A 22,942-nucleotide genomic window follows, 5' to 3' on the forward strand; every position below is an offset into this window, starting at 1 on the left:
TGGGAGCTGGCTTGCCGGCGATGAGGCCCCGACAGGCAATAAAAAACCCCGGAACAAGTCCGGGGTTCTGGTACATCACACTATTCGATCAATGCTCGTTTGCCAGCTTGTGTTCGAGGTAGTGAATGTTGACGCCGCCTTTGCAGAAGCCTTCATCACGCACCAGGTCGCGGTGCAGCGGGATGTTGGTCTTGATGCCGTCGACGACGATCTCGTCCAGGGCATTGCGCATGCGTGCCATGGCTTCGTCGCGGTCCTTGCCGTAGGTGATCAGCTTGCCGATCAGCGAGTCGTAGTTCGGCGGAACCGAATAACCGCTGTACAGGTGCGAATCGACGCGAACGCCGTTGCCGCCTGGGGCGTGGAAGTGCTTGACCTTGCCTGGGCTCGGGATGAATTTCTTCGGGTCTTCGGCGTTGATCCGGCACTCCAGCGAGTGGCCACGGATAACCACGTCTTCCTGGCGGAACGACAGCTTGTTGCCAGCGGCGATGCTCAGCATCTCCTTGACGATGTCGATACCGGTAACCATCTCCGACACCGGGTGTTCAACCTGCACGCGGGTGTTCATCTCGATGAAGTAGAAGCGGCCGTTCTCGTACAGGAACTCGAAAGTACCGGCACCACGGTAGCCGATCTCGATGCACGCATCGACGCAACGCTTGAACACTTCCTGACGGGCTTTCTCATCGATACCCGGGGCTGGTGCTTCTTCCAGGACCTTCTGGTGACGGCGCTGCAGCGAGCAGTCGCGGTCGCCCAGGTGGATGGCGTTGCCCTGGCCGTCGGACAGTACCTGCACTTCCACGTGGCGTGGGTTGGTCAGGAACTTCTCCAGGTAGACCATCGGGTTGCCGAAGGCAGCACCGGCTTCGGTACGGGTGAGTTTGGCCGAGGAAATCAGGTCCTCTTCCTTGTGCACCACGCGCATGCCGCGACCACCACCGCCACCGGCGGCCTTGATGATCACCGGGTAGCCGACGTCACGGGCAATCGCCAGGGCGACTTCTTCGTCTTCCGGCAGCGGGCCATCGGAGCCCGGTACGGTCGGTACGCCCGACTTGATCATCGCGTCCTTGGCCGAAACCTTGTCGCCCATCAGGCGGATGGTGTCGGCTTTCGGGCCGATGAAGGCAAAGCCGGACTTTTCCACCTGCTCGGCGAAGTCAGCGTTTTCCGCCAGGAACCCGTAACCCGGGTGAATGGCGGTAGCGCCTGTCACTTCGGCCGCAGCGATGATCGCCGGGATGTGCAGGTAGGAATCTTTGGACGAAGCAGGACCAATGCAGACCGACTCGTCTGCCAGGCCCAGGTGCATCAGTTCGCGGTCGGCCGTGGAGTGCACGGCGACGGTCTTGATGCCCAGCTCTTTGCAGGCACGCAGGATCCGCAGGGCAATTTCCCCGCGGTTGGCGATCAGGACTTTTTCCAGCTTCCCAGACATCGTTGGCTCTCCGCGAATCAAACGACGGTGAACAGCGGCTGGTCGAACTCAACCGGCTGGCCGTCTTCTACCAGAATGGCGTCGATGACACCGCCAACATCGGCTTCGATGTGGTTCATCATCTTCATGGCTTCAACGATGCACAGGGTGTCGCCTTTCTTCACGGACTGGCCCACTTCAGCGAAGTTCGGCGAGGTCGGCGAAGGCTTGCGGTAGAAGGTACCTACCATTGGCGAGCGGATCACGGTGCCTTTCAGGGCCGGGGCAGCGGCAGCGGCTTCGGCGACTGGAGCAGCAGCGGCAACCGGGGCAGCAGCAGGGGCAGCGGCCATCGGTGCTGGTGCGTAGAACTGCTGGGCAGCTGGAGTCTTGCTGTGACGGCTGATACGGACCGACTCTTCGCCTTCCTTGATCTCCAGTTCGTCGATGCCAGACTCTTCCAGCAGCTCGATCAGTTTCTTGACTTTACGGATATCCATTAATCATCAACTCCCAAAGGTTCGGTCAGGGGGCGAAATACAAAAAAACGTATCGGAAACGTTTCTCTCGAACCCCGGCCCACTTAGGCCAGGGTTTTCATCATTTGGGCTGTGCGTTGGCAGCCAGTTGTTCCAGCGCGGACTCCAGGGCCAGGCGATAACCGCTGGCGCCCAGGCCGCAGATCACCCCTACGGCAACATCGGAAAAGTAGGAGTGGTGACGGAACGGTTCGCGTTTGTGCACGTTGGACAGGTGCACTTCGATGAATGGGATGCTCACCGCAAGCAATGCGTCACGTAATGCGACGCTTGTGTGGGTGAAAGCAGCCGGATTGATCAGGATGAAGTCCACACCCTCGTTGCGTGCGGCGTGAATGCGGTCGATCAGTTCGTATTCGGCATTGCTCTGCAGGTACTGCAGATGGTGGCCCGCGGCGCGGGCACGTTGCTCCAGGTCCTGGTTGATCTGGGCCAGGGTCACGGCGCCGTAATGGCCAGGCTCGCGAGTACCGAGCAGGTTGAGGTTTGGGCCGTGGAGCACCAGTAGCGTTGCCATCTGCGGATTCCTTGGATTTGTAGGGCAATTCGACACAGCGCGGCGAGTGTGCCGTAAAGCGACGGCAAGTGTCCAGTTCCCGGCAATAGCCAGCACGATGTCCGAGATTCGCGCGAAGTATGTGACCAAATAATTAAATCTGGTCATCTATTACAGGATTTTTCCCGGCACGCGGGAAGTTATAGACCGACTTTGCCGCGCACGCGTGTCAGAATTTGCGCAAAATCACCGGCGTTTATCTCGCCAATCACCCGATCAGCGGTAATTTCGCTGCCGTTCGCGGCAAAGAACAGCAGGGCGGGTGGGCCGAACAGCTGGTAGCGGTCGAGCAGCTTGCGTTGTTCGGCACTGCTCTCGGTGATGTCGAAACGCAGCAGCTTGAAGCCGGTCAGCTGCGTTTGCACCTGCGACGCATTGAGCACTTCATGCTCGATCACTTTGCAACTGATGCACCAGTCGGCGTACCAGTCCAGCAGCACTGGCTGGCCGGCCGCTTTGGCCTGGGCCAGTGCGGCGTCCAGTGCGCTGGGGGTGGTGATGGTCTGCCAGGCATCTGCCTGTGCCGCCTGGCTGCTGCCGGTGGCCGCCAGTGTTGCAACGGGCAGCGGGCGAAGCGGGTCGCCCTGGCCGCTGAGGGCGCCGTACCAGCAGGCCAGAGCGTATACCAGCAAGGCCAGGCCAAGCAGTTGGGCCAGGCGTTGGCGAGCGGTCTTGACCACGAACTCCAAGGCGCCGAGGAACAGGGCCACGCCAGCGGCGAGGAAACCGACCAGCAGCAATGTCACCGGCCCCGGCAGCACGCGGCTGAGCAAGCCGATGGCCAGGCCCAGCAGCAGTACGCCGATGGCGTTTTTCACCGTGTTCATCCACGGGCCGCTTTTCGGCAGCCATGCTGCGCCACCGGTGGCCACCAGCAACAAGGGTGCACCCATGCCCAGGCCCAGGGCGAACAGCTTGAGTGCGCCGCCCAGGGCATCGCCACTGGCACTGATATACAGCAAGGCGCCAGCCAGGGGGGCTGACACACAAGGCGAAACCAGCAGGCTGGAGAGCACGCCCAGCACTGCCGCGCCCAGCAGCGAGCCACCCCGGGTATGGTTGGCGACGTTGTTCAGGCGGTTGCTCAGTGCCTGGGGCAGCTTCAGCTCGAACAGGCCGAACATGGCCAGGGCGAACAGCACGAAAAACAGCGCGAAGGGCACCAGCACCCAGGCCGACTGCAGGCGCGCCTGCAGGTTCAGGCCGGCGCCGAACAGGCCCATCAGCGCGCCGAGCGCCGCGAAACTGGCCGCCATCGGCAGCACGTAGGCCAGCGACAGCGACAGCCCGCGCAGGCCGCCGACCTGGCCGCGCAGCACCACGCCAGACAGGATCGGCAGCATCGGCAGTACGCACGGGGTAAAGGTCAGGCCGACCCCGGCGAGGAAGAACAACAGCAGCGATTTCCAGTTCCAGCCGTGTTCGGCGGTTGCGGGGGCGTTGGCGCCGCCTTCGCCATCGATGCTCAGGCGTGCGGTTTCCGGTGGGTAGCACAGGCCTTTGTCGGCACAGCCCTGGTAGCCCACCAGCAGGGTGAAGGCTCGCGGGTCGGTGCGCGGCAGCTCGATGTCGAGCACGCCGTGGTACACCTCGACATCGCCGAAGAATTCATCATGCTTGGCCTCGCCCTTGGGGATGTTTGGCGTGCCCAGGGCGATGTCGGCGGGCTCGGTGCGGAACTGGAAGCGGTGGCGGTAGAGGTAGTAGCCCTCGGTGGCGACGAAGCGCAGCTTGACGGTTTGCGCATCGGCCTGGACCAGGCTGAGCTTGAAGGCTTCGTGTACCGGCAGGAAGTCGGCGTTGTTGGCCAGCGAAGCGGCGCCGAGGGTGGCGCTGGGGCGGTTGTCGAGCAGGCCCGTGGCGAACGCAGGGCTGGCCAGCAGCAGGAACAGCAGGAAAAACAGGCGGCGCATGGCGGACTCGCGAGGTGGAACGTGCCGGGCATGATAGCGGAGTTGGTGCAGGTTGGGGCCATGCAGGCGGTGGGGGCGACACATGGCCGCTGGATCATGTGTCGCCTGTGCCGGCCTTTAGCGATCACTGTGGGAGCGGGCAAGCCCGCGAAGCAGGCGGCGAGATGGATGGCACCGGCTGCGCCGGTGTTCGCGGGCATGCCCGCTCCCACTGTTATCACGCATGCTTCGTTAAACCCTGAATGCTCGCACCGCCCGGTTCAGCTCACCGCCCAGGCTCAGCAACTGCTCGCCTTGCTCGCGCCCTTCACCTATGCGCTGCAGGTTATCTTCGCCCAGCGCGTGAATCCGCTCGCTGTGGTCACGGATTTCACTCACCGCGCCACTCTGCTGGGCCGTGACATCGGCAATGCGCACCGCTGTGTCGGAAATGGTGCGGATGGCACAGACAATCTCGTCCAGCGCGCCATCCGCCGCCTGGGCCTGGTTGGCCGTGGCCTCGGCATGCTCAAGCTGCGCACGCATTCCCGCCACCGAACTTTTCGCGGCTTGCTGCAAGCGGTCGATCAGTGCCTGAATTTCGCCGGTAGCCCCCGTGGTGCGTTGCGCCAACGAGCGCACTTCATCGGCCACCACGGCAAAGCCGCGGCCCATTTCTCCCGCACGGGCTGCTTCGATCGCGGCGTTCAACGCCAGCAGGTTGGTCTGCTCGGCAATCGAGCGGATCACCGTCAACACCCCGCCGATGGTCGCCGACTCGTCGGCCAGTTGCTCGATCATACGGGCGTTGCCTTGCACTTCATCGACCAGCTCGCGCAAGCCCGACAAGCTCTGGCCAATGACCGCCTGGCCCTGTTCCACTGCGCGCCCGGCATCGCGGCTGGCATCGGCAGCGGCGCTGGCATCGCCCGCCACTTGCTGAATGGTCGCTTCCAGCTCGCCCAAGGCATCGCGGATCTGGCCAGTATCGCCGGCCTGGCGCTCGGCGCCGTCGTGCAGGGCGGCGCTCATGCCTGCCAGGGCGTGGCTGCTGCCAGCCACCTGCTCGGCGTTGTGGCGGATGGTGCCTACCAGCTCCACCAGGTACTGACGCAGGCGGTTGAGCGACTCCTGGATGTCGTGCAGTTCGCGGTTGGTCTTGCCCAGGGAGATGGCCTGGGCAAAGTCGCCCTCGGCCCAACGTGACAAGGCTGGGGCAAGGCTGGTGAGGGTGCGGGTCAGGCGCCGCTGCAAGGTGTCGATCAGCAGGGCGATGAGCAGTATCAGGCCGATCATCAGGCCCTGGATGAGGCGCACCTCGGCGGCGATCCTGGCATGCTCGCCGCGTACTTCGGGTTCCAGCGCGGCGATGGCCTGCTGCACCGCCTCCAGGCGCTGATGGGTGCTGGCGGCAAGGGCGACGCGGCGTTCGATCTGTTCGCGGGTGCGTTGCAGTTCGGCCGGGTAGCGGCTCAGCAGGCTTTGCAGTTCACGCTTCAGGCCCACCGCAATGTCTTCCTGCTGGGCGCTGGCCTGGGTTTCCAGGCCCATCATGGCGGCGAAGTCGTCGGCACCGGATTCGGCTGCGCGGGTCACGCCCAGCAACGGCAAACTGTCGATGGCCTGCGCCTGGGTGCGGATCAGTTGCAGTTCACGCTCCACTTCGTCGGCCAGCTCCGGGCGGCCGCTGCTGATCAGTTTGTCCCTTGCCAGCGACAGGCGACCGAGGTGCACGCTGGCATCGAGCAACGGCAACAGGTAGCGGTTGGCATCGGCGCTGCCGCTGTCGCGGGCGTAGCCGGCCAGTTGTTCGAAGTTGGCCCCCATTTCCCGCTCGGCCTGCAGCAGCAGGGCCTGCGGATCGCCGGCCAGTTTACCGGCGGCCAGCAGTTCGTTGGCAGTGAAGGCCTGCAGGTTGTCGAGGCTGGGGCGCAGCTTGCCGGCCAGTTCTGCGGGCCACTCGCTCAGGCTGGCCTGCAATTGCTGGTTGGCCTCCATGGCGGCGGCATGGCGCAGGGCATCGCCGCTGCCCAGGTAAGCCTGGATGTTGCGTGCTGCCTGGTTCTGGAACTGCTGGGACAGGCCCAGGTAGCGCTCCATCATCTGGTAGGGGCGCTCCAGGGCACGCTGCGACCACCACAGGGTGACGCCCAGGGCGAGACACACCGTTACCAGCAACAGGGTGTTGAAATTGGTCAGCCACTTCAGGCGCATAGCCGCGAACTTCCTGCGCAGGGGAGAGGTAGGCGCCTGAAGTTATTGCGATTTTGTGACCGGGTGATGACGACAGGGGCTTGGTGCCAGAAAAAAGTGGCACAGTGCCTCTATCGGTTTGATCTGCACTGGCCTCTTCGCGGGCTCGCCCGCTCCCACGGGTTTACCTCCAGACTTGAGAAGAATGAAATTCCGGTGGGAGCGGGCAAGCCCGCGAAGAGGCCGGCACGGTGAGTGCGAATCTCAGGGCTCTACACGCACTACGCAATTACGCCCGGCATGCTTGGCACGGTACAGCGCCTCGTCCGCCGCACTGGCCATAGTCAATGCATCCAGCACCTCATCCAGCTGCACCACCCCGGCACTGAAAGTGCACTGCAAATCCCGCGGTTGCGCCGGGTAGAGAATTTCTGCAAAGCGCCGGCGAATTTCGTCCAGCACCTTGTGCGCTGCGTCCAGCGCAGTATTGGGCATGACGATGGCGAACTCTTCACCCCCATAACGGCCAATGAAATCAGTCTTGCGCAAGCGTTGCTTGAGGAACAGCGCAAGGCTCTTGATCACCCGGTCGCCCATGGGGTGGCCGTGGCGGTCGTTGATCTTCTTGAAATGGTCGATGTCGAGCATGGCAAAGCTCAACGGCTGCTGTTCGCGGCGGGCGCGGAAGCTGCAGTCTTCCAGCAGTTGCAGGATGTGGGTGTGGTTGTACAGCCCGGTCAGGCTGTCGCGCACCATGCGCGCCTTCAGGTGCCGGGCGCGGGCGGCGCGGTTGCGCACGGTGGTGATCAGGTGGCGTGAGCGAAACGGCTTGGTCAAAAAATCATCACCGCCTTCGCTCATCGCATCCAGCTGCTTGTCCAGGTCGTCTTCGGCAGACAGGTAGATGATCGGCACGCTCACATAGCGGTCGCTGTGGCGGATCACCTTGGCCAGTTCCGGGCCGGTGCAGGCAGGCATGTACAGGTCGAGGATGATCAGGTCGGGCTGGAAGTCGGCAAGCTCGGCCATGGTGCGGATGGGGTCGGTCAGGCTGCGGGTGACCATGCCGGCGCTGGCCAGCACGCGCTCGGTGTGCAGCGCCTGGGTGCGCGAGTCATCGATGATCAGCACGCGCAGCGGGTCGTGCGGGGTGGCGTTGGTCAGCAGTTCGACCTTTTCCAGCAGGCTGGAAGCTTCAAGGCTGCCGGTGAGAAAGTCCTGGCCACCCGCGCGTACGGCGGCAAGGCGGGTCGGGGTGTCGGCTTCGTGGTGGCTGAAGAACAGCAGCGGAACAGGTAGCACCAACCCCTGCTGCACCTGGGCGGCCAGCAGCAAGCCTTGGCCGGCACCGGTGAAGTCGACATCCATGATGATGGCCGAAGGCGGGTATTCGTTGATCGAGGCGAGAAACGCCGCAGCGCTGGGCAGCGCTTGCACCACCAGGCCAAAGAACTCCAGTTGCTGGGCCAGGCGCTGGGCACGCTCATGGTCCTGCAGCAGGATGTACACCGGCTTGCGCAGGGGCAGCAGCAGCGGGTCGAGCGGGTCGTCCTTGCGCAGGCCGCTACGCGTCACCTGTTGGGTGGGGCACTGCGGGCTCGGCTCAACTGCTTGGCTCATGTCCTGGCTACTTATAGGTTGGGATGTGCAGGGGCAATGATGGCTCTATGCTAGCAGCTCTTTGCAAATACGTGACTGCCCTGTATCAACAAAGCGGCCAGAACGAATATTCAGTTGCTGACTGATTGGTCGCTTATGCGTACGGTGGTGTCTGCTTTATAGTGCTGCCATGCGGGCTTGCCGTGGCACCCTGGCGCAGGCCTGTGGTCAAAGCCCTAGAACCGTCGTGACTGATTAAGGACAAAGCCATGCTGGACTGGAAAAACCGCGAGGCCAAAGCCGAGCCCCGTGAGCGTGTCGACGGCCGCGGCGCTGCCGCCCGTAGCTACCTTGGCGGCCTGTGGAGCCGTGCCCTGGGGACCCTGATCGGGTTATACCTGCTGGTGTGCATCGGCCTGGGCTGGTACTGGAGCCAGGAGCCGGAGCTGTTCCCGGTACAGCAGAATGCCCAGTCTGCCGCTGAGCGCGGCGGCCAGCAGATGGTGGTGGGCTACACCACCATCGAGACCCTCAAGACTGTGGCCGGCACCTTGCTGAACAAGCCGGGTGGCTACATTTCCAACGACCGCTTCCCGCCAGGGCTGTGGATGGACAACATGCCGAGCTGGGAATACGGCGTGCTGGTCCAGGTACGCGACCTGTCCCGCGCCTTGCGCAAGGATTTCGCCCGCTCGCAGTCGCAGTCCACCGAAGACGCCGACCTGGCCAAGGCCGAGCCGCGCTTCAACTTCGACAACAAGAGCTGGATCCTGCCATCGAGCGAGTCGGAGTTCGAAGAGGGCATCAAGTCGCTGAGCCGTTACCAGACCCGTCTGGCTGCCGGTGACAAGGGCGCGATTTTCTACACCCGTGCCGACAACCTGAACAACTGGCTGGGTGACGTGGCCACTCGCCTGGGCTCGCTGTCGCAGCGCCTGTCGGCCAGCGTTGGCCGGGTCAAGCTCAACACTACCCTGAAAACCGAGTCGGTCGTTGCCGGGCAGGCGCCGCAGGTGGACGAGGAGCTGGTGGAAACCCCATGGCTGCAGATCGACAACGTGTTCTACGAAGCCCGCGGCCAGGCCTGGGCGTTGTCGCACCTGCTGCGCGCCATCGAGGTGGATTTCGCCGACGTGCTGGCGAAGAAGAATGCCACGGTCAGCGTGCGCCAGATCATCCGTGAACTGGAGGCCTCGCAAGAGCCGCTGTGGAGCCCGATGGTGCTCAACGGCAGTGGCTTCGGCATGTGGGCCAACCATTCGCTGGTCATGGCCAACTACATTTCGCGGGCCAACGCTGCCGTGATCGACCTGCGTCAGTTGCTGTCGCAGGGTTGAGAATGGCCATCAGCCCGAACGAGGCCGCCCACCGGGCGGCCTCCGACCGCGAACTGGTCAGCTGGGTGGACGAGGCCGATCAGGTACTGGGGGCATTGCCCCGCGCAGAGTTGCGCGAGCGTGGCCTGATCGGCCGTTGCACCTTCATCCTGCTGTTCAACAGCGCCGGTGAGTTGTGTGTGCACCGGCGAACCCTGAGCAAGGCGCTGTACCCGGGGTACTGGGATGTGGCAGCGGGTGGCATGGTGACGGCCGGGGAGGGTTACGCTGACTCGGCGGCGCGTGAGCTGGCCGAGGAACTGGGAATTGAAGGGGTTGAGTTACGCTTTCACGAACGGTTCTATTTCGACCAGCCCGACAACCGGTTGTGGTGTGCGGTGTATTCAGCGGTGTCCGATGCGCCGTTGCGCTTGCAGCCGGAAGAGGTGATCGAGGCGCGGTTCATTGGCTTGGAGCAGGCTGAGCAAGAGAGCCTGAGCAAACCGTATTGCCCGGACTCATTGGCGGCATTGCAGCGCTATAAAGTCAGCCAGGGATAGTTGTTTTCAATGCTGGCCCTTTCGCGGGCACGCCCGCTCCCACATGGATTGTGAAGTGTTCGAGAGCTGCGCTGTACCTGTGGGAGCGGGCGTGCCCGCGAATAGTCGCAAAACATTCGTAAAATGCCGCAATCCTGTACTTAGCAACAGCCGGATTTATCGTTACACTGCGCGCCCTTTTCGGGCTGTCGCAGGATCTTGCGGCAGTAGCGCCGCCCCTGCCAGAGTGGGGCTTCGCGGTCGGCCTCAACCCCAAGGCACGACCAGTTTTTGTCCTCAGCACAGAGGAACAAAAGTGGCCAAGAAAGCTTCTTCCTTTTCCGCCCTTGGCGGTCTCGTTTACTCCACCGACGCTGGTCGGCACTGCCCCGACTGTGGCCAGCCGGTGGATGCCTGCAGCTGCAAGCAGCAAATCATCCCCGAGGGCGACGGCATTGCCCGTGTGCGCCGTGAGAGCAAAGGCCGTGGTGGCAAGACCGTGACTACCGTCACCGGGGTGCCCCTGCCGCCCGACCAGCTCAAAGACCTGGCGACCACGCTCAAGCGCCGCTGTGGTACTGGCGGCGCCCTGAAGGACGGGGTTATCGAGATCCAGGGCGACCATGTCGAGCTGTTGATCGGCGAGCTGACCAAACAGGGTTTCAAGGCGAAAAAGTCCGGCGGCTGAGGCCATCGCACAATTTTTTGCCCAGCGCTTTCTAAACTCGTTCCTGTGGTCAGGGTCTATGCCTGAGCACGGATGAATCGTCATTTACAGCTTTTACACTCGCTCCGCTGCCTGCGGGGCAGTGTCTTCGACTTATCTATAGGGGACTTGAATGTCCGTACGACGCACACGCAAAGACGATGGTAGCCAGTGGACCGTGGCCGACAGCCGCAGTGTTTATGGCATCCGCCATTGGGGCGCTGGTTATTTCGCCATCAATGAAGCCGGGCGCGTCGAAGTGCGCCCCAACGGGCCCGACAGCGCGCCGATCGACCTGTACGAGCAGGTTGACGAATTGCGCCAGAGCGGCCTGTCGCTGCCCTTGCTGGTGCGCTTCCCCGACATTCTGCAGGACCGCGTACGCCAGCTGACCGGTGCGTTCGATGCCAATATCGCGCGCCTGGAGTACCAGAGCCAGTACACCGCGCTGTACCCGATCAAGGTCAACCAGCAAGAAGCGGTGGTGGAAAACATCATCGCCACGCAAAACGTTTCCATCGGCCTTGAAGCCGGCTCCAAGCCCGAGCTGCTGGCTGTGCTGGCGCTGGCGCCGAAGGGCGGTACCATCGTCTGCAACGGCTACAAGGACCGTGAGTTCATTCGCCTGGCGCTGATGGGCCAGAAGCTTGGCCACAACGTGTTCATCGTCATCGAGAAAGAGTCGGAAGTGGCTCTGGTGATCGACGAGGCCGCCGAGCTCAAGGTAAAACCGCAGGTCGGCCTGCGCGTGCGCCTGTCGTCGCTGGCCTCCAGCAAATGGGCCGACACCGGTGGTGAGAAGTCCAAGTTCGGGTTGTCTGCTGCCCAGCTGATCTCGGTGGTGCAGCGCTTCCGCGATGCCGGCCTGGACCAGGGCATCCGCCTGCTGCACTTCCACATGGGCTCGCAGATCGCCAACCTGGCCGACTACCAGCACGGTTTCAAGGAAGCCATCCGTTACTACGGCGAACTGCGTGCGCTGGGCCTGCCGGTCGACCACATCGACGTTGGCGGTGGCCTGGGCGTGGACTACGACGGCACCCACTCGCGCAATGCCAGCTCGATCAACTACGACATGGATGACTACGCCGGCGTGGTGGTGGGCATGCTCAAGGAGTTCTGCGACGCGCAGGGCCTGCCGCACCCGCACATCTTCTCCGAGAGTGGCCGCTCGCTGACCGCGCACCACGCCATGCTGGTGATCCAGGTCACCGACGTCGAGAAGCACAACGACGACGTGCCGACCATCGAGAACAAGGAAGCCCTGCCCGAGACCGTGCAGTGGCTGGCCGACCTGCTTGGCCCGACCGACATCGAGATGGTGACCGAGACTTACTGGCGCGCCACCCACTACATGGGTGACGTGGCCGCGCAGTACGCCGATGGCAAGATCAGCCTGAGCGAGAAGGCCTTGGCCGAGCAGTGCTACTTTGCCGTGTGCCGCCGCCTGCATAACTCGCTGAAAGCCCGCCAGCGCTCGCACCGCCAGGTGCTGGACGAGCTGAACGACAAGCTGGCCGACAAGTACATCTGCAACTTCTCGGTGTTCCAGAGCCTTCCGGACACCTGGGCCATTGGCCAGGTGCTGCCGATCATCCCGTTGCACCGCCTGGACGAAGAGCCGCTGCGCCGCGCCGTACTGCAGGACCTGACCTGCGACTCGGACGGCAAGATCAACCAGTACGTCGACGAGCAGAGCATCGAAACCAGCATGCCGGTGCATGCGCTGAAGGACGGCGAGGACTATCTGCTGGGCGTGTTCCTGGTCGGTGCCTACCAGGAAATCCTGGGTGACATGCACAACCTGTTCGGTGACACCGACTCGGTGAACATCTACCAGAACGCCGACGGCAGCGTGTACCACGCCGGCATCGAGACCCACGACACCATCGAAGACATGCTGCGCTACGTGCACCTGTCGCCGGAGGAGTTGATGACCCACTACCGCGACAAGGTCGCCAGCGCCAAGATCACTGCGCGCGAGCGCACGCAGTACCTGGATGCCTTGCGCCTTGGGCTGACCCGGTCTTCGTACCTGTCGTCGTAATTGCCGGGGCCGCTCTTACAGAGACCGCGATATCACATTGGGTCGCGACCTCTTGTAGGAGCGGCCTTGTGTCGCGATCTGAGGGCGCAGCCCTCACCGCGTCATACGCGGTAATGATCCGCCTGCGGTGCCCTTCATCGCGACACCTACCCTTGAACGTAGTGTTCAAAGGAAGTAGACATGGATCTTCACGGCAATCACCGCTTGCGCCAAGGGCGCTTCTCGGAGCCAGGCAGGCTCTACCTGCTAACCACCATCACGCGCGATCGCCTTCCGTTGTTCAGGAACCTCTTGTTTGCGCGGACGGTAATCCAGCAGTTGCGCCTTAGTGATCATGAAGGGGGCTGCCGCTCTCTGGCTTGGGTCTTGATGCCGGATCATCTGCATTGGCTGATCGAACTGGGGCCAACCAGCTTGGGCAATCTCATGTGTGCCTTCAAGTCGCGAAGCAGCTGCGCGCTTTACCGTAAAGGCTTGGATCGCCGGCACATCTGGCAACCTGGCTTTTATGATCGGGCATTGCGCAAGGAAGAAGATGTAAAGGCCGCTGCCCGCTACATCATCGCCAACCCGATTCGGGCTGGCCTGGTCCGGCGAGCGGGCGAGTATCCGCATTGGGATTGTGTGTGGCTATGAGTCAGCAGGTGAGGGCTTTGCCCTCATTTCGCGACACAAGGCCGCTCCTACAGGGGACCCCGATACCAAGCCGTTACGCGATCCACTCACCCTTCTGCTGCAACCGCCACCCCACCCACCCCAGCGTCACCGCCCGCAACCCCATGAACCCGAGAAACGCCAACCACAACCCATGGTTGCCGAACCCGCTCATGCCCACCGCCACCGGCAGTGCAATCAGCACCGACACCAACATCGCATTGCGCATCTCCCGCGCCCGGGTCGCGCCAATGAACAGGCCGTCCAGCAGATAACTCCACACTGCAATCAACGGCAGCAGCGCCAGGTAGGGCAAATATGGGTAGGCCGCCGTCCGCACACTGTCGATGTCGGTCTGCAAGTCGATGAACAAGTGCCCACCCAGCAGGAACAACCCGGCAAACCCCAGGCTGGTGATCAGCGACCAGCCACAGGCCACCACCAGCGAGCGGCGCAGGGTGTCGCGATCACGGGCGCCAATGGCATGGCCGCACAGTGCTTCCACCGCGTGCGCCAGCCCGTCGAGGGCATAGGCGGTCAACAGCAGGCCGTTGAGCAGCAGGGCGTTGGCCGCTACCGTGGACTCGCCCAGGCGTGCGCCTTGTACGGTAATCAGCAGAAACACCAGTTGTAGCGCCAGGCTACGCAGGAAAATATCGCGGTTCACCGCCAGCAGCGGGCGCCAGGCCTGCCAGCGTTTGAGCGCCGCCCACGCCACTTGCCCCGGGTAGGCCCGCAGGGCCGGGCGGGTCAGGGCCAGGCCCAGCAGGGCTGCACTCCACTCGGCGATCACCGATGCCCGCGCCGAACCCAGTACACCCCAATCCAGCCCCAGAACGAACCACAGGTTCAAGACAATGTTCAGCAGGTTGGTCGTCAGCAGGATGGCCAACGGGGCCCGCGCGTTCTGGGTGCCCAGAAACCAGCCCACCAGCGCGTAACTGGCCAGCGCTGCAGGCAGGCCCAGCAGGCGGGTGTGGAAGAAGTCTTCGGTGGATTGCTGCAAGGCTGCGCTGGGTTGCATCGCATGAAGTGCAAGCTGGCTGAACGGTATGGCCAGCAGGCCGATCAACACCGCGAAACCAACCGCCAGCAGCAGCCCTTGCACCAGCACCTGGCGCAACGCCGCGCCATCGCCACGGCCGGCGGCCTGGGCGGCGAAACCGGTGGAGCCCATGCGCAGGAAGCCCATCAGGCCGACCATGAAGGTGAACAACGTGGCGCCCACGGCCACGGCACCCAATTGATGGGCGTGGGGGAGGTGGCCGATGACCGTGCTGTCGACCAGCGCCACCAGCGGCACGGAGATGTTGGACAGGATCATCGGCGCGGCCAGCGCCCAGACCTTGTGGTGGGTAGGGCGGTGGCGCCAATCGGCAGAGAGTTGGGACATTTGCATTCCATGAGACTTGGGGCCGCTATGCGCCCCCTCGCGGGCTTGCCCGCTCCCACAGGAAAGTGTTGCTCTTGCGGACGGCGCCAAACCTGTGGGAGCGGGCAAGCCCGCGAAGGGGCGCACAGCGGCCCCCTTTGACAAATGCCACAGTGTAACGGCCAGGCAACCATTTAGCGCGACCATGGTCTCACTTGCCGCGCAACGCCCGGGTGCTGCACCTGACGTTGAGCTATAGTTGCTGCCCTCACGTACACGCTGCCTAAGAGTTCCTACTCCATGTTCAACAAAGGATTGTTGCTGGCCTGCGCGCTGGCTTTGCTCAGTGCCTGTGACTCTTCGACGCCGGACAAACCGGCGCCGGTCGAGAAACCCGTAGCTACAGCACCCGTCGAAACCCAGGCGCCCAAGCGCGAAGACCCGGCTGTGCTCGCCAAGCGCTACGAAGGCCGCGAGCTTTCGGTGCTGGATGTTTCGGAAGTGCAGCTCGATGGCGCAGCAACGCTGTCGATCAGCTTCTCAGCACCGCTGGATGCCAAGCAGGACTTCGCCACCAAGGTGCACCTGGTAGACACCGTCAAGGGTAAGCTCGATGGCGCCTGGGAACTCTCCGACAACCAGATGGAGCTGCGCCTGCGCCATCTGGAGCCGCAGCGCAAGCTGGTGCTGACCGTCGACAAGGGCGTGCTCGCGGTCAACGGCAATCAACTGGACAGTGAGTCGGTCACCCAGCTGGAAACGCGCGACATGCAACCGACCATCGGCTTTGCCAGCCGCGGTTCGCTTTTGCCCACGCGCCTGGCCGAAGGCCTGCCGGTGATTGCCCTGAACGTCGACAAGGTCGATGTCGAGTTCTTCCGGGTGAAGCCGGAAATGCTCTCGACCTTCCTGGCCAGCTGGGGGCGCAACAGCAGCCTGTACTACTACCAGTCCAAGGAAACCCTGGACATGGCCGAGCTGGTCTACAGCGGCCGCTTCGACCTCAACCCCGCCCGCAACACCCGCGAAACCGTGCTGCTGCCCATCGCCGGCATCAAGCCGCTGCAGGACCCGGGCGTGTACCTGGCGGTGATGCGTGCCTCGGGCACCTATGACTACTCGCAGCCAGCGACCCTGTTTACCCTCAGCGACATCGGCGTATCGGCGCACCGGTACCGCGACCGCATTGACGTGTTCGCCCAGGCGCTGGAAGGCGGCAAGGCGCTGAACGGCGTCAACCTCGAAATCCATGACGAGAAGGGCAAGCTGCTCGCCCAGGCCAGCACCGATGGCAAGGGCCACGCCCAGCTGCCGATCACGCCCAAAGCCGATACCCTGATCGCTACCCAAGGTGTGCACACCACCTTGCTGCGCCTGAACACCGCCGCCCTGGACCTGGCCGAATTCGACATCACCGGGCCCCAGTCCAACCCGTTGCAGTTTTTCATCTTCGGCCCGCGTGACTTGTATCGCCCAGGTGAAACCGTGCTGCTCAACGGCCTGCTGCGCGACCAGGACGGCAAGCCCGTCAAAGCCCAGCCGGTGAGCGTGGAAGTGCGTCGCCCGGATGAACAGGTGAGCCGCAAGTTCGTCTGGGAAGCCGACAGCAATGGCTTGTACCAATACCAGTTGCAACTGGCTAACGAGGCCCCGACTGGCCGCTGGCAACTGCTGCTCGACCTGGGCGGCGGGCGCAAGCAGGTGTATGAATTCTTGGTCGAAGACTTCCTGCCCGAGCGCTTGGCGCTGGAGCTGAAGGGCAGCAGCACGCCGCTGTCGCCTGAGGAGGATGCGCGCATCCAGGTCAATGGCCGTTATCTCTATGGCGCCCCGGCTGCCGGTAATCGCCTGAGTGGCCAAGCCTATGTACGTCCCCTTCGCGAGGCGGTGCCTGCGCTGCCGGGCTACCAGTTTGGCTCGGTCACCGAAACCGAGCTGAACCAGGACCTGGAGCTGGACGAAGTTACCCTCGACCAGGCTGGCAAGGCGGTGGTCGATATCGAAAGCCGCTGGGCCGAAGCGCGCTCGCCGCTGCAACTGACCGTGCAGGCCAGCCTGCAGGAGTCCGGTGGCCGGCCGATTACCCGGCGCCTGGAGCAACCGATCTGGCCAGCCGAGCGCCTGCCGGGCCTGCGTGGCCTGTTCGATGGCGAGGAAACCGATAGCGACGGGCCGGTGGAATTCGAGTTCTTGGTAGCCGACCGCGATGGTAACAAACTGGCGGCCAACGACCTCAAGGTGCGGTTGATCCGCGAGCGCCGTGACTACTATTGGAACTACTCGCAGAGCGACGGCTGGAGCTACGCCTACAACGAGAAATTCCTGACCCAGAACGAAGAGACAGTCAGCGTCAAGGCGGGCTCCACTGCCAAGCTGAGCTTCCAGGTTGAATGGGGCCCGTACCGCGTCGAGGTGGAAGACCCGCAGACCGGCCTGGTGTCCAGCGAGCGCTTCTGGGCCGGTTACCGCGCCCAGGACAACGCCGAAGGCGGTGCCGTGCGCCCCGACCAGGTCAAGCTGGCGCTGGACAAACCGTCCTACGCCGACGGCGCCACGGCCAAGGTTACCGTCACCCCGCCTGCCGCCGGCAGCGGCTACCTGATGATCGAGTCCAGCGATGGCCCGCTGTGGTGGCAGGAAATCGAAGTGCCCGCCGAGGGCAAGACCTTCGATGTGCAACTGGACAAAGCCTGGGCACGCCACGACCTGTACATTAGCGCGCTGGTAATCCGCCCGGGTGAGCGCAAGGCCAACGCCACGCCCAAGCGTTCGGTAGGCGTGCTGCACCTGCCGCTGGACCGCGCCGAGCGCAAGTTGGCGGTGAGCCTGCAGGCGCCGGAAAAAATGCGCCCGAAACAGCCGCTGACCGTGAAGGTGAAGGCCGCCAATGCTGATGGCAGCGTGCCCAAGCAGGTGCATGTGCTGTTGTCGGCGGTGGATGTGGGCATCCTCAACATTACCGATTTCAAAACCCCCGACCCGTTTGCCAGCCTGTTCGGGCGCAAGGCCTATGGCGCCGACCAACTGGACATCTACGGCCAGCTGATCGAAGCCGGGCAGGGCCGCCTTGCCAGCCTGGCGTTTGGTGGCGATGCGGCGATGGCCAAAGGCGGCAAGCGCCCTAACACCACGGTCACCATCGTTGCCCAGCAGAGCCTGCCGGTGACGCTGGACGACAAGGGTGAGGGCCAGGCCACGGTAGATATCCCCGACTTCAACGGCGAGCTGCGCTTGATGGCCCAGGCATGGACCGAAGAGCACTTCGGCATGGCCGAAGGCAAGACGGTGGTCGCCGCACCGCTGATTGCCGAGCTTTCGGCCCCGCGCTTCCTGGCCGGCGGCGACCGCACCAGCCTGGCATTGGACCTGGCCAACCTGTCGGGCCGCGCCCAGCAACTAAACGTTGAAATCACCACCGAAGGGCAACTGAGCCTTGCCACCAATGCCGTGCAGACCGTCGCCCTGGCCGAGGGGCAGCGTTCGACCCTGATGATTCCTGTGCAGGCCCAGGGTGGTCTGGGGCAGGGCAAGGTGCATGTGCGTGTCACAGGCCTGCAACTGCCGAACGAGCCGACCACCGCGTTCGAACGTGAGTGGACGTTGGGCGTGCGCCCGGCCTACCCGGCAATGCTCAAGCACTACCGTGTGGCCTTGAAGGACCAGCCATGGACCCTGCCCGAAGCAGACCTGGCCGCGTTCGAACCCGCAGGCCTGGAGGCCAGCCTGGCCTTGTCGAGCCGGCCGCCGTTGAACCTGGCCGAGCAGATCCGTGCGCTGGAGGCTTACCCTTACGGTTGCCTGGAGCAAACCACCAGCGGCTTGTATCCGTCGCTGTACGCCGATGCCGACAGCCTCAAGCGCCTGGGCATCAAGGGCGAGCCGGCGGATGTGCGCAAGCGCAAGATTGAAATGGGTATCGAGCACCTGCTGGGCATGCAGCGCTACAACGGCAGCTTTGGCCTGTGGAGTTCGGACAGCGAAGAGGAGTACTGGCTGACCGCCTACGTTACCGACTTCCTCTTGCGTGCCCGTGACCAGGGTTATGGCGTGCCGGCCGAAGCGCTGAAGAAGGCCAGCGAGCGCCTGTTGCGCTACCTGCAGGAGCGCAACCTGATCGAAGTCGACTACAGCGAAAACGCTGACCACACCCGTTTTGCCGTGCAGGCCTACGCGGCGCTGGTGTTGTCGCGCAGCCAGCAGGCGCCGTTGGGCGCGCTGCGTGGCCTGTTCGAGCGCCGCGCCGATGCCCGTTCCGGCCTGCCGTTGGTACAACTGGCGGTGGCGCTGGACAAGATGGGCGACAAACCGCGTGCCGAGCAAGCCTTGCAGGCGGGCCTGGGCATCAGCCGTGGCAAAGGCTGGATGGCCGATTACGGCAGCGCCCTGCGTGACCAGGCGCTGATATTGGCATTGCTGCAGGAGAGCAACCTGGCCAGCAGCCAGGTCGACCAGCGCCTGTTCGCCTTGTCGGATGAATTGGCGGCCAACCGCTGGCTGTCGACCCAGGAGCGCAATGCCCTGTTCCTGGCCGGCCGTGGCCTGCTGGGCAAGCCGGAAGGCAAGTGGCAGGCACGTCTGGACAGTGCGGGCGAGGTCCGCGAGTTCAACAATGCAGAGGCCGGCATGAAGCTGGAAGGCCCGCTGCTGGCCTCGCCACTGAGCGTACAGAACGAAGGCAGCGAGACGCTGTACCAGCAACTGACCTTGTCCGGTTACCCACGCCAGGCACCTGCGGCCGGCGGCAACGGTATGCAGATTCGTCGTGAGTACCTGGGCATGAACGGCCAGCCGCTGGACCTGCACAACCTGCGCAGTGGCGACCTGGTGTTGGTGCACCTGGCGCTCAAGGCCGAAGACCGTGTGCCGGATGCGCTGGTGGTAGACCTGCTACCGGCAGGCCTGGAGCTGGAAAACCAGAACCTGGCGCAAAGTGCCGCCAGCCTGGACAACGCCAGCAGCGCCGTGAAGGAATGGCGCGAGTCGATGCAGAACGCCAGCGTGGTGCACCAGGAGTACCGTGATGACCGTTATGTTGCCGCGCTCAAGCTCGACAGCTATGGCACCACCCACCTGCTGTACCTGGCGCGGGCAGTAACCCCGGGCACCTACCGCGTACCGCCGCCGCAGGTCGAGTCGATGTACCGGCCGAACCTGCAGGCTGTGGGGGATGGGCAAGGTGAAATGACCGTAAAAGCCCGCTAGAGACCTGATCTACACGACCATGTGCGAGCGGCCTTGCGTCGCGAAAGGGCCGCAAAGCGGCCCCGGCAATTCAAGCGGCGAAGCTGAAATCCTGGGGCTGCTGTGCAGCCCTTTCGCGACGCAAGGCCGCTCCCACAAAAACCGCGCAGATCAGCTTGGTCTTCAGTGAATCACCCAGCTCATCACCCACAACCCCAGCACCAGCCAGATGATCCCGAGGATGATCGAGGCGCGCATGAACGCGCGGATTGCCGAGTAAAGCAGCATCAGGCCGATGATCACGGCCAGGATGCTGATCAGCGAGGTGTCCGTGCCCAGGGTGCGCGCCAGGCCGTCGATAAAATTGCCACCGGCATTGGCCAGCAGGTTGAACAGCCCGCTCAAAGCGTCGACGATGAAGCGGATCACAGACCCCAGTGCCTGGCCCAGCCACTCGAAAAAACCTTCTACATGCATAGTTGCTTCCTGATGAACGAATTGGCGAGGTTGCCGTTCCCAAGCCTTTGGCCATTACCTGGCCAGGTCGGTTCCCGATGCCAAGCTTAGCGCGTGTGGCCAGGCTGTTGCGCGCCACGCTGATTGGCCTGCTGGTGCTGTGTGGCCTGCTGTGGCTGGCCGACCGCCTGTGGCCGCTGCCGCTGCCGGGCGACGACTTGGCGCGGGTAGTGCTGGCCGAAGACGGTACACCCTTGTGGCGCTTTGCCGATGCCGAGGGGGTATGGCGCTACCCGGTCAGCCCGGACCAGGTTTCGCCGTTGTACCTGCAGGCCTTGCTGACGTACGAGGACCGCTGGTTCTACCGCCACCCCGGGGTCAACCCGTTGGCCTTGGCACGTGCGGCCTGGCTGAACCTGCGGGGTGGGCGCGTGGTGTCGGGCGGCAGCACGCTGTCGATGCAGGTGGCACGGTTGCTGGACCCGCATGACCGCACCCTGGCCGGCAAGCTGCGCCAACTGTGGCGTACGGCGCAGTTGGAGTGGCACCTGTCCAAGCGCGAGATCCTGCAGATCTACCTGGACCGCGCGCCCTTTGGCGGCACCTTGCAGGGCGTGGCCGCCGCCAGCTGGGCGTACCTGGGCAAGTCGCCGATGCACCTGAGCCCGGCCGAAGCAGCGCTGCTGGCCGTGCTGCCCCAGGCACCCAGCCGGCTGCGCCCGGATCGCCACCCCGAGCGTGCCCAGCGTGCCCGCGACAAGGTGTTGCAGCGCCTGGCTGAATACCAGGTGTGGCCTGCGCAACAAATCCGCGAGGCAGCCGAAGAGCCGCTGGTGCTGGCGCCACGGCAGGAGCCAGCTTTGGCACCTTTGCTCGCCCGGCGCCTGAACAGCGCCGACAGCCCGCCGCTGATCCGCACCACACTGGATGCAGCGTTGCAGCGGCGCCTTGAAGACTTGCTGCTGGGCTGGCGCGCGCGGCTGCCGGAGCGCACCTCTGCCGCCATCCTGGTGGTCGAGGCGCAGAGCATGGCGGTGCGTGCCTACCTTGGCTCGATCGAGCTGGCCGACGCGCGCCGCTTCGGGCATGTCGACATGGTGCGCTCGCTGCGCTCGCCCGGCTCCACCCTCAAACCGTTCCTTTACGGCATGGCGCTGGACGATGGCCTGATCCATTCCGAATCGTTGTTGCAGGATGTGCCGCGCCGCTATGGCGACTACCGCCCCGGCAACTTCTCCATGGGCTTCAGTGGGCCGGTGTCGGCCAGCTCGGCGCTGGCCCTGTCACTCAACCTGCCGGCAGTGCAGTTGCTGGAGGCCTACGGCCCGAAACGCTTTGCCGCGCAACTGCGCATGGCGGGCATGCCACTGGCATTGCCGCCCTTGGCCGAACCCAACCTGTCGCTGATCCTGGGCGGTGCCGGCAGCCGGCTGGAAGACCTGGTGGGTGGCTACGCGGCGCTGGCGCGGGGTGGCAACAGTGCGCGGGTGCGCTTGCAGCCGCAGGACCCGCTGGTGGAGCGCCGGCTGCTGTCACCAGGGGCGGCGTGGATCATCCGGCGCATCCTCAGTGGCCAGGCGCGCCCCGACCGCGACCCGCATGCCGAACTGGTACAGCGCCCGCAACTGGCCTGGAAGACGGGCACCAGCTATGGCTTTCGCGATGCGTGGTCGATTGGCGTGGGGCCGCGCTACCTGATCGGCGTGTGGATCGGTCGCCCCGACGGCACGCCGGTGCCCGGCCAGTTCGGCCTGGCTTCGGCGGCGCCGTTGATGCTGCAGGTGCACGACCTGCTGAGCAACCGCGACAGCCAGCGTGGCATCAGCGTGCCGGTGGAGCGGGTGCCGGCGAATGTCGGCGTGGCGGCGATCTGTTGGCCGCTCGGCCAGCCGATGAGCAAACAGGACCCCAACTGCCGGCGCCAGCGTTTTGCCTGGACCCTGGACGGCACCACGCCGCCGACGCTGCAAGCCGCCGATCAGCCCCTGGGTCTGGGGTTGCGCGAAAGCGTGTGGGTCAACGACCTGGGGCTGCGAGTGGATGGCAGTTGCCCAAGCGCCAAGGCCCGCGACATTGCCTTGTGGCCGGCCCCGCTGGAGCCTTGGCTGCCCCGCGTGGAGCGGCGCGCGGCGCGGCTGCCGGCCATCGACCCGGCCTGCCCACCGCAGGTGCCGGCCAGCGCTCCGCCGTTGTCGATAGTGGGCGTGCGACCGGGTGACAACCTGCGCCGCCCGGCGACCAGCAGCGAGCCGTTGCAGCTGCATGTATCGGCCCTGGGCGGTGGCGGGCGGCGCTGGTGGTTCCTCAATGGCCAGCCGTTGGGCGAAACCCTGGGGCAGGACAGCCTGCTGGTGCGCTTACCGCAGGCCGGGCAGGCCGAGGTCAGTGCGCTGGACGAAAGCGGCGAGACCGCGCGAGTGGCGTTCCAGGTCAGCGAGTAGGCGTTCGACGGCAGCCGGGCCAGCACCT

General features: G+C 64.2%; 14 protein-coding genes and 1 pseudogene. 7 read left to right on the top strand and 8 right to left on the bottom strand.

What is annotated here, in order from left to right; all coding sequences use genetic code 11:
* Positions 1 to 88: 88 nt before the first annotated feature.
* The 6 genes and pseudogenes from accC to PP4_RS03250 form a co-directional block, all read right to left on the bottom strand.
* Positions 89 to 1,444, bottom strand: coding sequence for an acetyl-CoA carboxylase biotin carboxylase subunit (gene accC / locus PP4_RS03225; RefSeq protein WP_012270325.1), 1,356 nt, complete (start codon positions 1,442 to 1,444; stop codon positions 89 to 91).
* Positions 1,445 to 1,461: 17 nt separating this feature from the next.
* The gene (accB, locus tag PP4_RS03230) at positions 1,462 to 1,923 is read right to left on the bottom strand and encodes an acetyl-CoA carboxylase biotin carboxyl carrier protein (protein WP_016497855.1); all 462 of its coding nucleotides are present in this window, start codon (positions 1,921 to 1,923) and stop codon (positions 1,462 to 1,464) included.
* Positions 1,924 to 2,023: 100 nt separating this feature from the next.
* Positions 2,024 to 2,479, bottom strand: a complete 456-nt coding sequence (gene aroQ / locus PP4_RS03235; protein WP_003255330.1) for a type II 3-dehydroquinate dehydratase — start codon at positions 2,477 to 2,479, stop codon at positions 2,024 to 2,026.
* A 179-nt stretch (positions 2,480 to 2,658) separates the two neighbouring features.
* Positions 2,659 to 4,431, bottom strand: coding sequence for a protein-disulfide reductase DsbD (locus tag PP4_RS03240; protein ID WP_016497856.1), 1,773 nt, complete (start codon positions 4,429 to 4,431; stop codon positions 2,659 to 2,661).
* A 231-nt stretch (positions 4,432 to 4,662) separates the two neighbouring features.
* A pseudogene (locus PP4_RS29765) lies at positions 4,663 to 5,178 on the bottom strand (methyl-accepting chemotaxis protein); the annotation flags it as partial.
* A gap of 1,689 nt (positions 5,179 to 6,867) precedes the next feature.
* Positions 6,868 to 8,223 (bottom strand): diguanylate cyclase, encoded by a 1,356-nt coding sequence (locus tag PP4_RS03250; RefSeq protein ID WP_016497858.1) that lies wholly within the window; start codon positions 8,221 to 8,223, stop codon positions 6,868 to 6,870.
* 248 nt (positions 8,224 to 8,471) lie between these two features.
* On the opposite strand from PP4_RS03250, the gene PP4_RS03255 reads away from it, so the two are divergent.
* The 5 genes from PP4_RS03255 (at position 8,472) to PP4_RS03275 (ending at position 13,446) form a co-directional block, all read left to right on the top strand.
* The gene (locus PP4_RS03255) at positions 8,472 to 9,539 is read left to right on the top strand and encodes a DUF2333 family protein (protein WP_016497859.1); all 1,068 of its coding nucleotides are present in this window, start codon (positions 8,472 to 8,474) and stop codon (positions 9,537 to 9,539) included.
* A 2-nt stretch (positions 9,540 to 9,541) separates the two neighbouring features.
* Positions 9,542 to 10,078 carry an NUDIX hydrolase gene (locus PP4_RS03260; protein WP_016497860.1) on the top strand — a complete coding sequence of 179 codons (537 nt, stop codon included), beginning with the start codon at positions 9,542 to 9,544 and terminating at the stop codon, positions 10,076 to 10,078.
* 295 nt (positions 10,079 to 10,373) lie between these two features.
* Complete coding sequence (locus tag PP4_RS03265; protein ID WP_016497861.1) at positions 10,374 to 10,745, top strand: translation initiation factor Sui1; 372 nt, start codon at positions 10,374 to 10,376, stop codon at positions 10,743 to 10,745.
* Positions 10,746 to 10,896: 151 nt separating this feature from the next.
* A complete protein-coding gene (gene speA / locus PP4_RS03270) occupies positions 10,897 to 12,810 on the top strand; it encodes an arginine decarboxylase (RefSeq protein ID WP_016497862.1) in 1,914 nt (637 codons plus the stop codon).
* A gap of 180 nt (positions 12,811 to 12,990) precedes the next feature.
* The gene (locus tag PP4_RS03275) at positions 12,991 to 13,446 is read left to right on the top strand and encodes an REP-associated tyrosine transposase (RefSeq protein WP_016497863.1); all 456 of its coding nucleotides are present in this window, start codon (positions 12,991 to 12,993) and stop codon (positions 13,444 to 13,446) included.
* Positions 13,447 to 13,519: 73 nt separating this feature from the next.
* On the opposite strand, the gene PP4_RS03280 is transcribed toward PP4_RS03275, so the two are convergent.
* Complete coding sequence (locus PP4_RS03280; RefSeq protein WP_016497864.1) at positions 13,520 to 14,857, bottom strand: MATE family efflux transporter; 1,338 nt, start codon at positions 14,855 to 14,857, stop codon at positions 13,520 to 13,522.
* A 279-nt stretch (positions 14,858 to 15,136) separates the two neighbouring features.
* Between PP4_RS03280 and PP4_RS03285 the strand changes: the two genes are divergently transcribed.
* The gene (locus tag PP4_RS03285; RefSeq protein WP_016497865.1) at positions 15,137 to 20,038 is read left to right on the top strand and encodes an alpha-2-macroglobulin family protein; all 4,902 of its coding nucleotides are present in this window, start codon (positions 15,137 to 15,139) and stop codon (positions 20,036 to 20,038) included.
* Between the two features lie 162 nt (positions 20,039 to 20,200).
* Here the strand turns inward: PP4_RS03285 and PP4_RS03290 are convergent, their stop codons facing one another.
* The gene (locus PP4_RS03290; RefSeq protein ID WP_016497866.1) at positions 20,201 to 20,494 is read right to left on the bottom strand and encodes a hypothetical protein; all 294 of its coding nucleotides are present in this window, start codon (positions 20,492 to 20,494) and stop codon (positions 20,201 to 20,203) included.
* Between the two features lie 77 nt (positions 20,495 to 20,571).
* On the opposite strand from PP4_RS03290, the gene pbpC reads away from it, so the two are divergent.
* A complete protein-coding gene (gene pbpC / locus PP4_RS03295) occupies positions 20,572 to 22,914 on the top strand; it encodes a peptidoglycan glycosyltransferase PbpC (protein ID WP_016497867.1) in 2,343 nt (780 codons plus the stop codon).
* Positions 22,915 to 22,942 lie beyond the last annotated feature (28 nt).

Source organism: Pseudomonas putida NBRC 14164 (genome assembly GCF_000412675.1).
Classification (GTDB): domain Bacteria; phylum Pseudomonadota; class Gammaproteobacteria; order Pseudomonadales; family Pseudomonadaceae; genus Aquipseudomonas; species Aquipseudomonas putida.

What these genes read in the sequence shown, in the direction of transcription:
- accC (WP_012270325.1), bottom strand. Translation starts at nt 1,444, where the DNA reads ATGTCTGGGAAGCTGGAAAAAGTCCTGATCGCCAACCGCGGGGAAATT.
- accB (WP_016497855.1), bottom strand. Translation starts at nt 1,923, where the DNA reads ATGGATATCCGTAAAGTCAAGAAACTGATCGAGCTGCTGGAAGAGTCT.
- aroQ (WP_003255330.1), bottom strand. Translation starts at nt 2,479, where the DNA reads ATGGCAACGCTACTGGTGCTCCACGGCCCAAACCTCAACCTGCTCGGT.
- PP4_RS03240 (WP_016497856.1), bottom strand. Translation starts at nt 4,431, where the DNA reads ATGCGCCGCCTGTTTTTCCTGCTGTTCCTGCTGCTGGCCAGCCCTGCG.
- PP4_RS03250 (WP_016497858.1), bottom strand. Translation starts at nt 8,223, where the DNA reads ATGAGCCAAGCAGTTGAGCCGAGCCCGCAGTGCCCCACCCAACAGGTG.
- PP4_RS03255 (WP_016497859.1), top strand. Translation starts at nt 8,472, where the DNA reads ATGCTGGACTGGAAAAACCGCGAGGCCAAAGCCGAGCCCCGTGAGCGT.
- PP4_RS03260 (WP_016497860.1), top strand. Translation starts at nt 9,542, where the DNA reads ATGGCCATCAGCCCGAACGAGGCCGCCCACCGGGCGGCCTCCGACCGC.
- speA (WP_016497862.1), top strand. Translation starts at nt 10,897, where the DNA reads ATGTCCGTACGACGCACACGCAAAGACGATGGTAGCCAGTGGACCGTG.
- PP4_RS03275 (WP_016497863.1), top strand. Translation starts at nt 12,991, where the DNA reads ATGGATCTTCACGGCAATCACCGCTTGCGCCAAGGGCGCTTCTCGGAG.
- PP4_RS03280 (WP_016497864.1), bottom strand. Translation starts at nt 14,857, where the DNA reads ATGTCCCAACTCTCTGCCGATTGGCGCCACCGCCCTACCCACCACAAG.
- PP4_RS03285 (WP_016497865.1), top strand. Translation starts at nt 15,137, where the DNA reads ATGTTCAACAAAGGATTGTTGCTGGCCTGCGCGCTGGCTTTGCTCAGT.
- PP4_RS03290 (WP_016497866.1), bottom strand. Translation starts at nt 20,494, where the DNA reads ATGCATGTAGAAGGTTTTTTCGAGTGGCTGGGCCAGGCACTGGGGTCT.
- pbpC (WP_016497867.1), top strand. Translation starts at nt 20,572, where the DNA reads ATGCCAAGCTTAGCGCGTGTGGCCAGGCTGTTGCGCGCCACGCTGATT.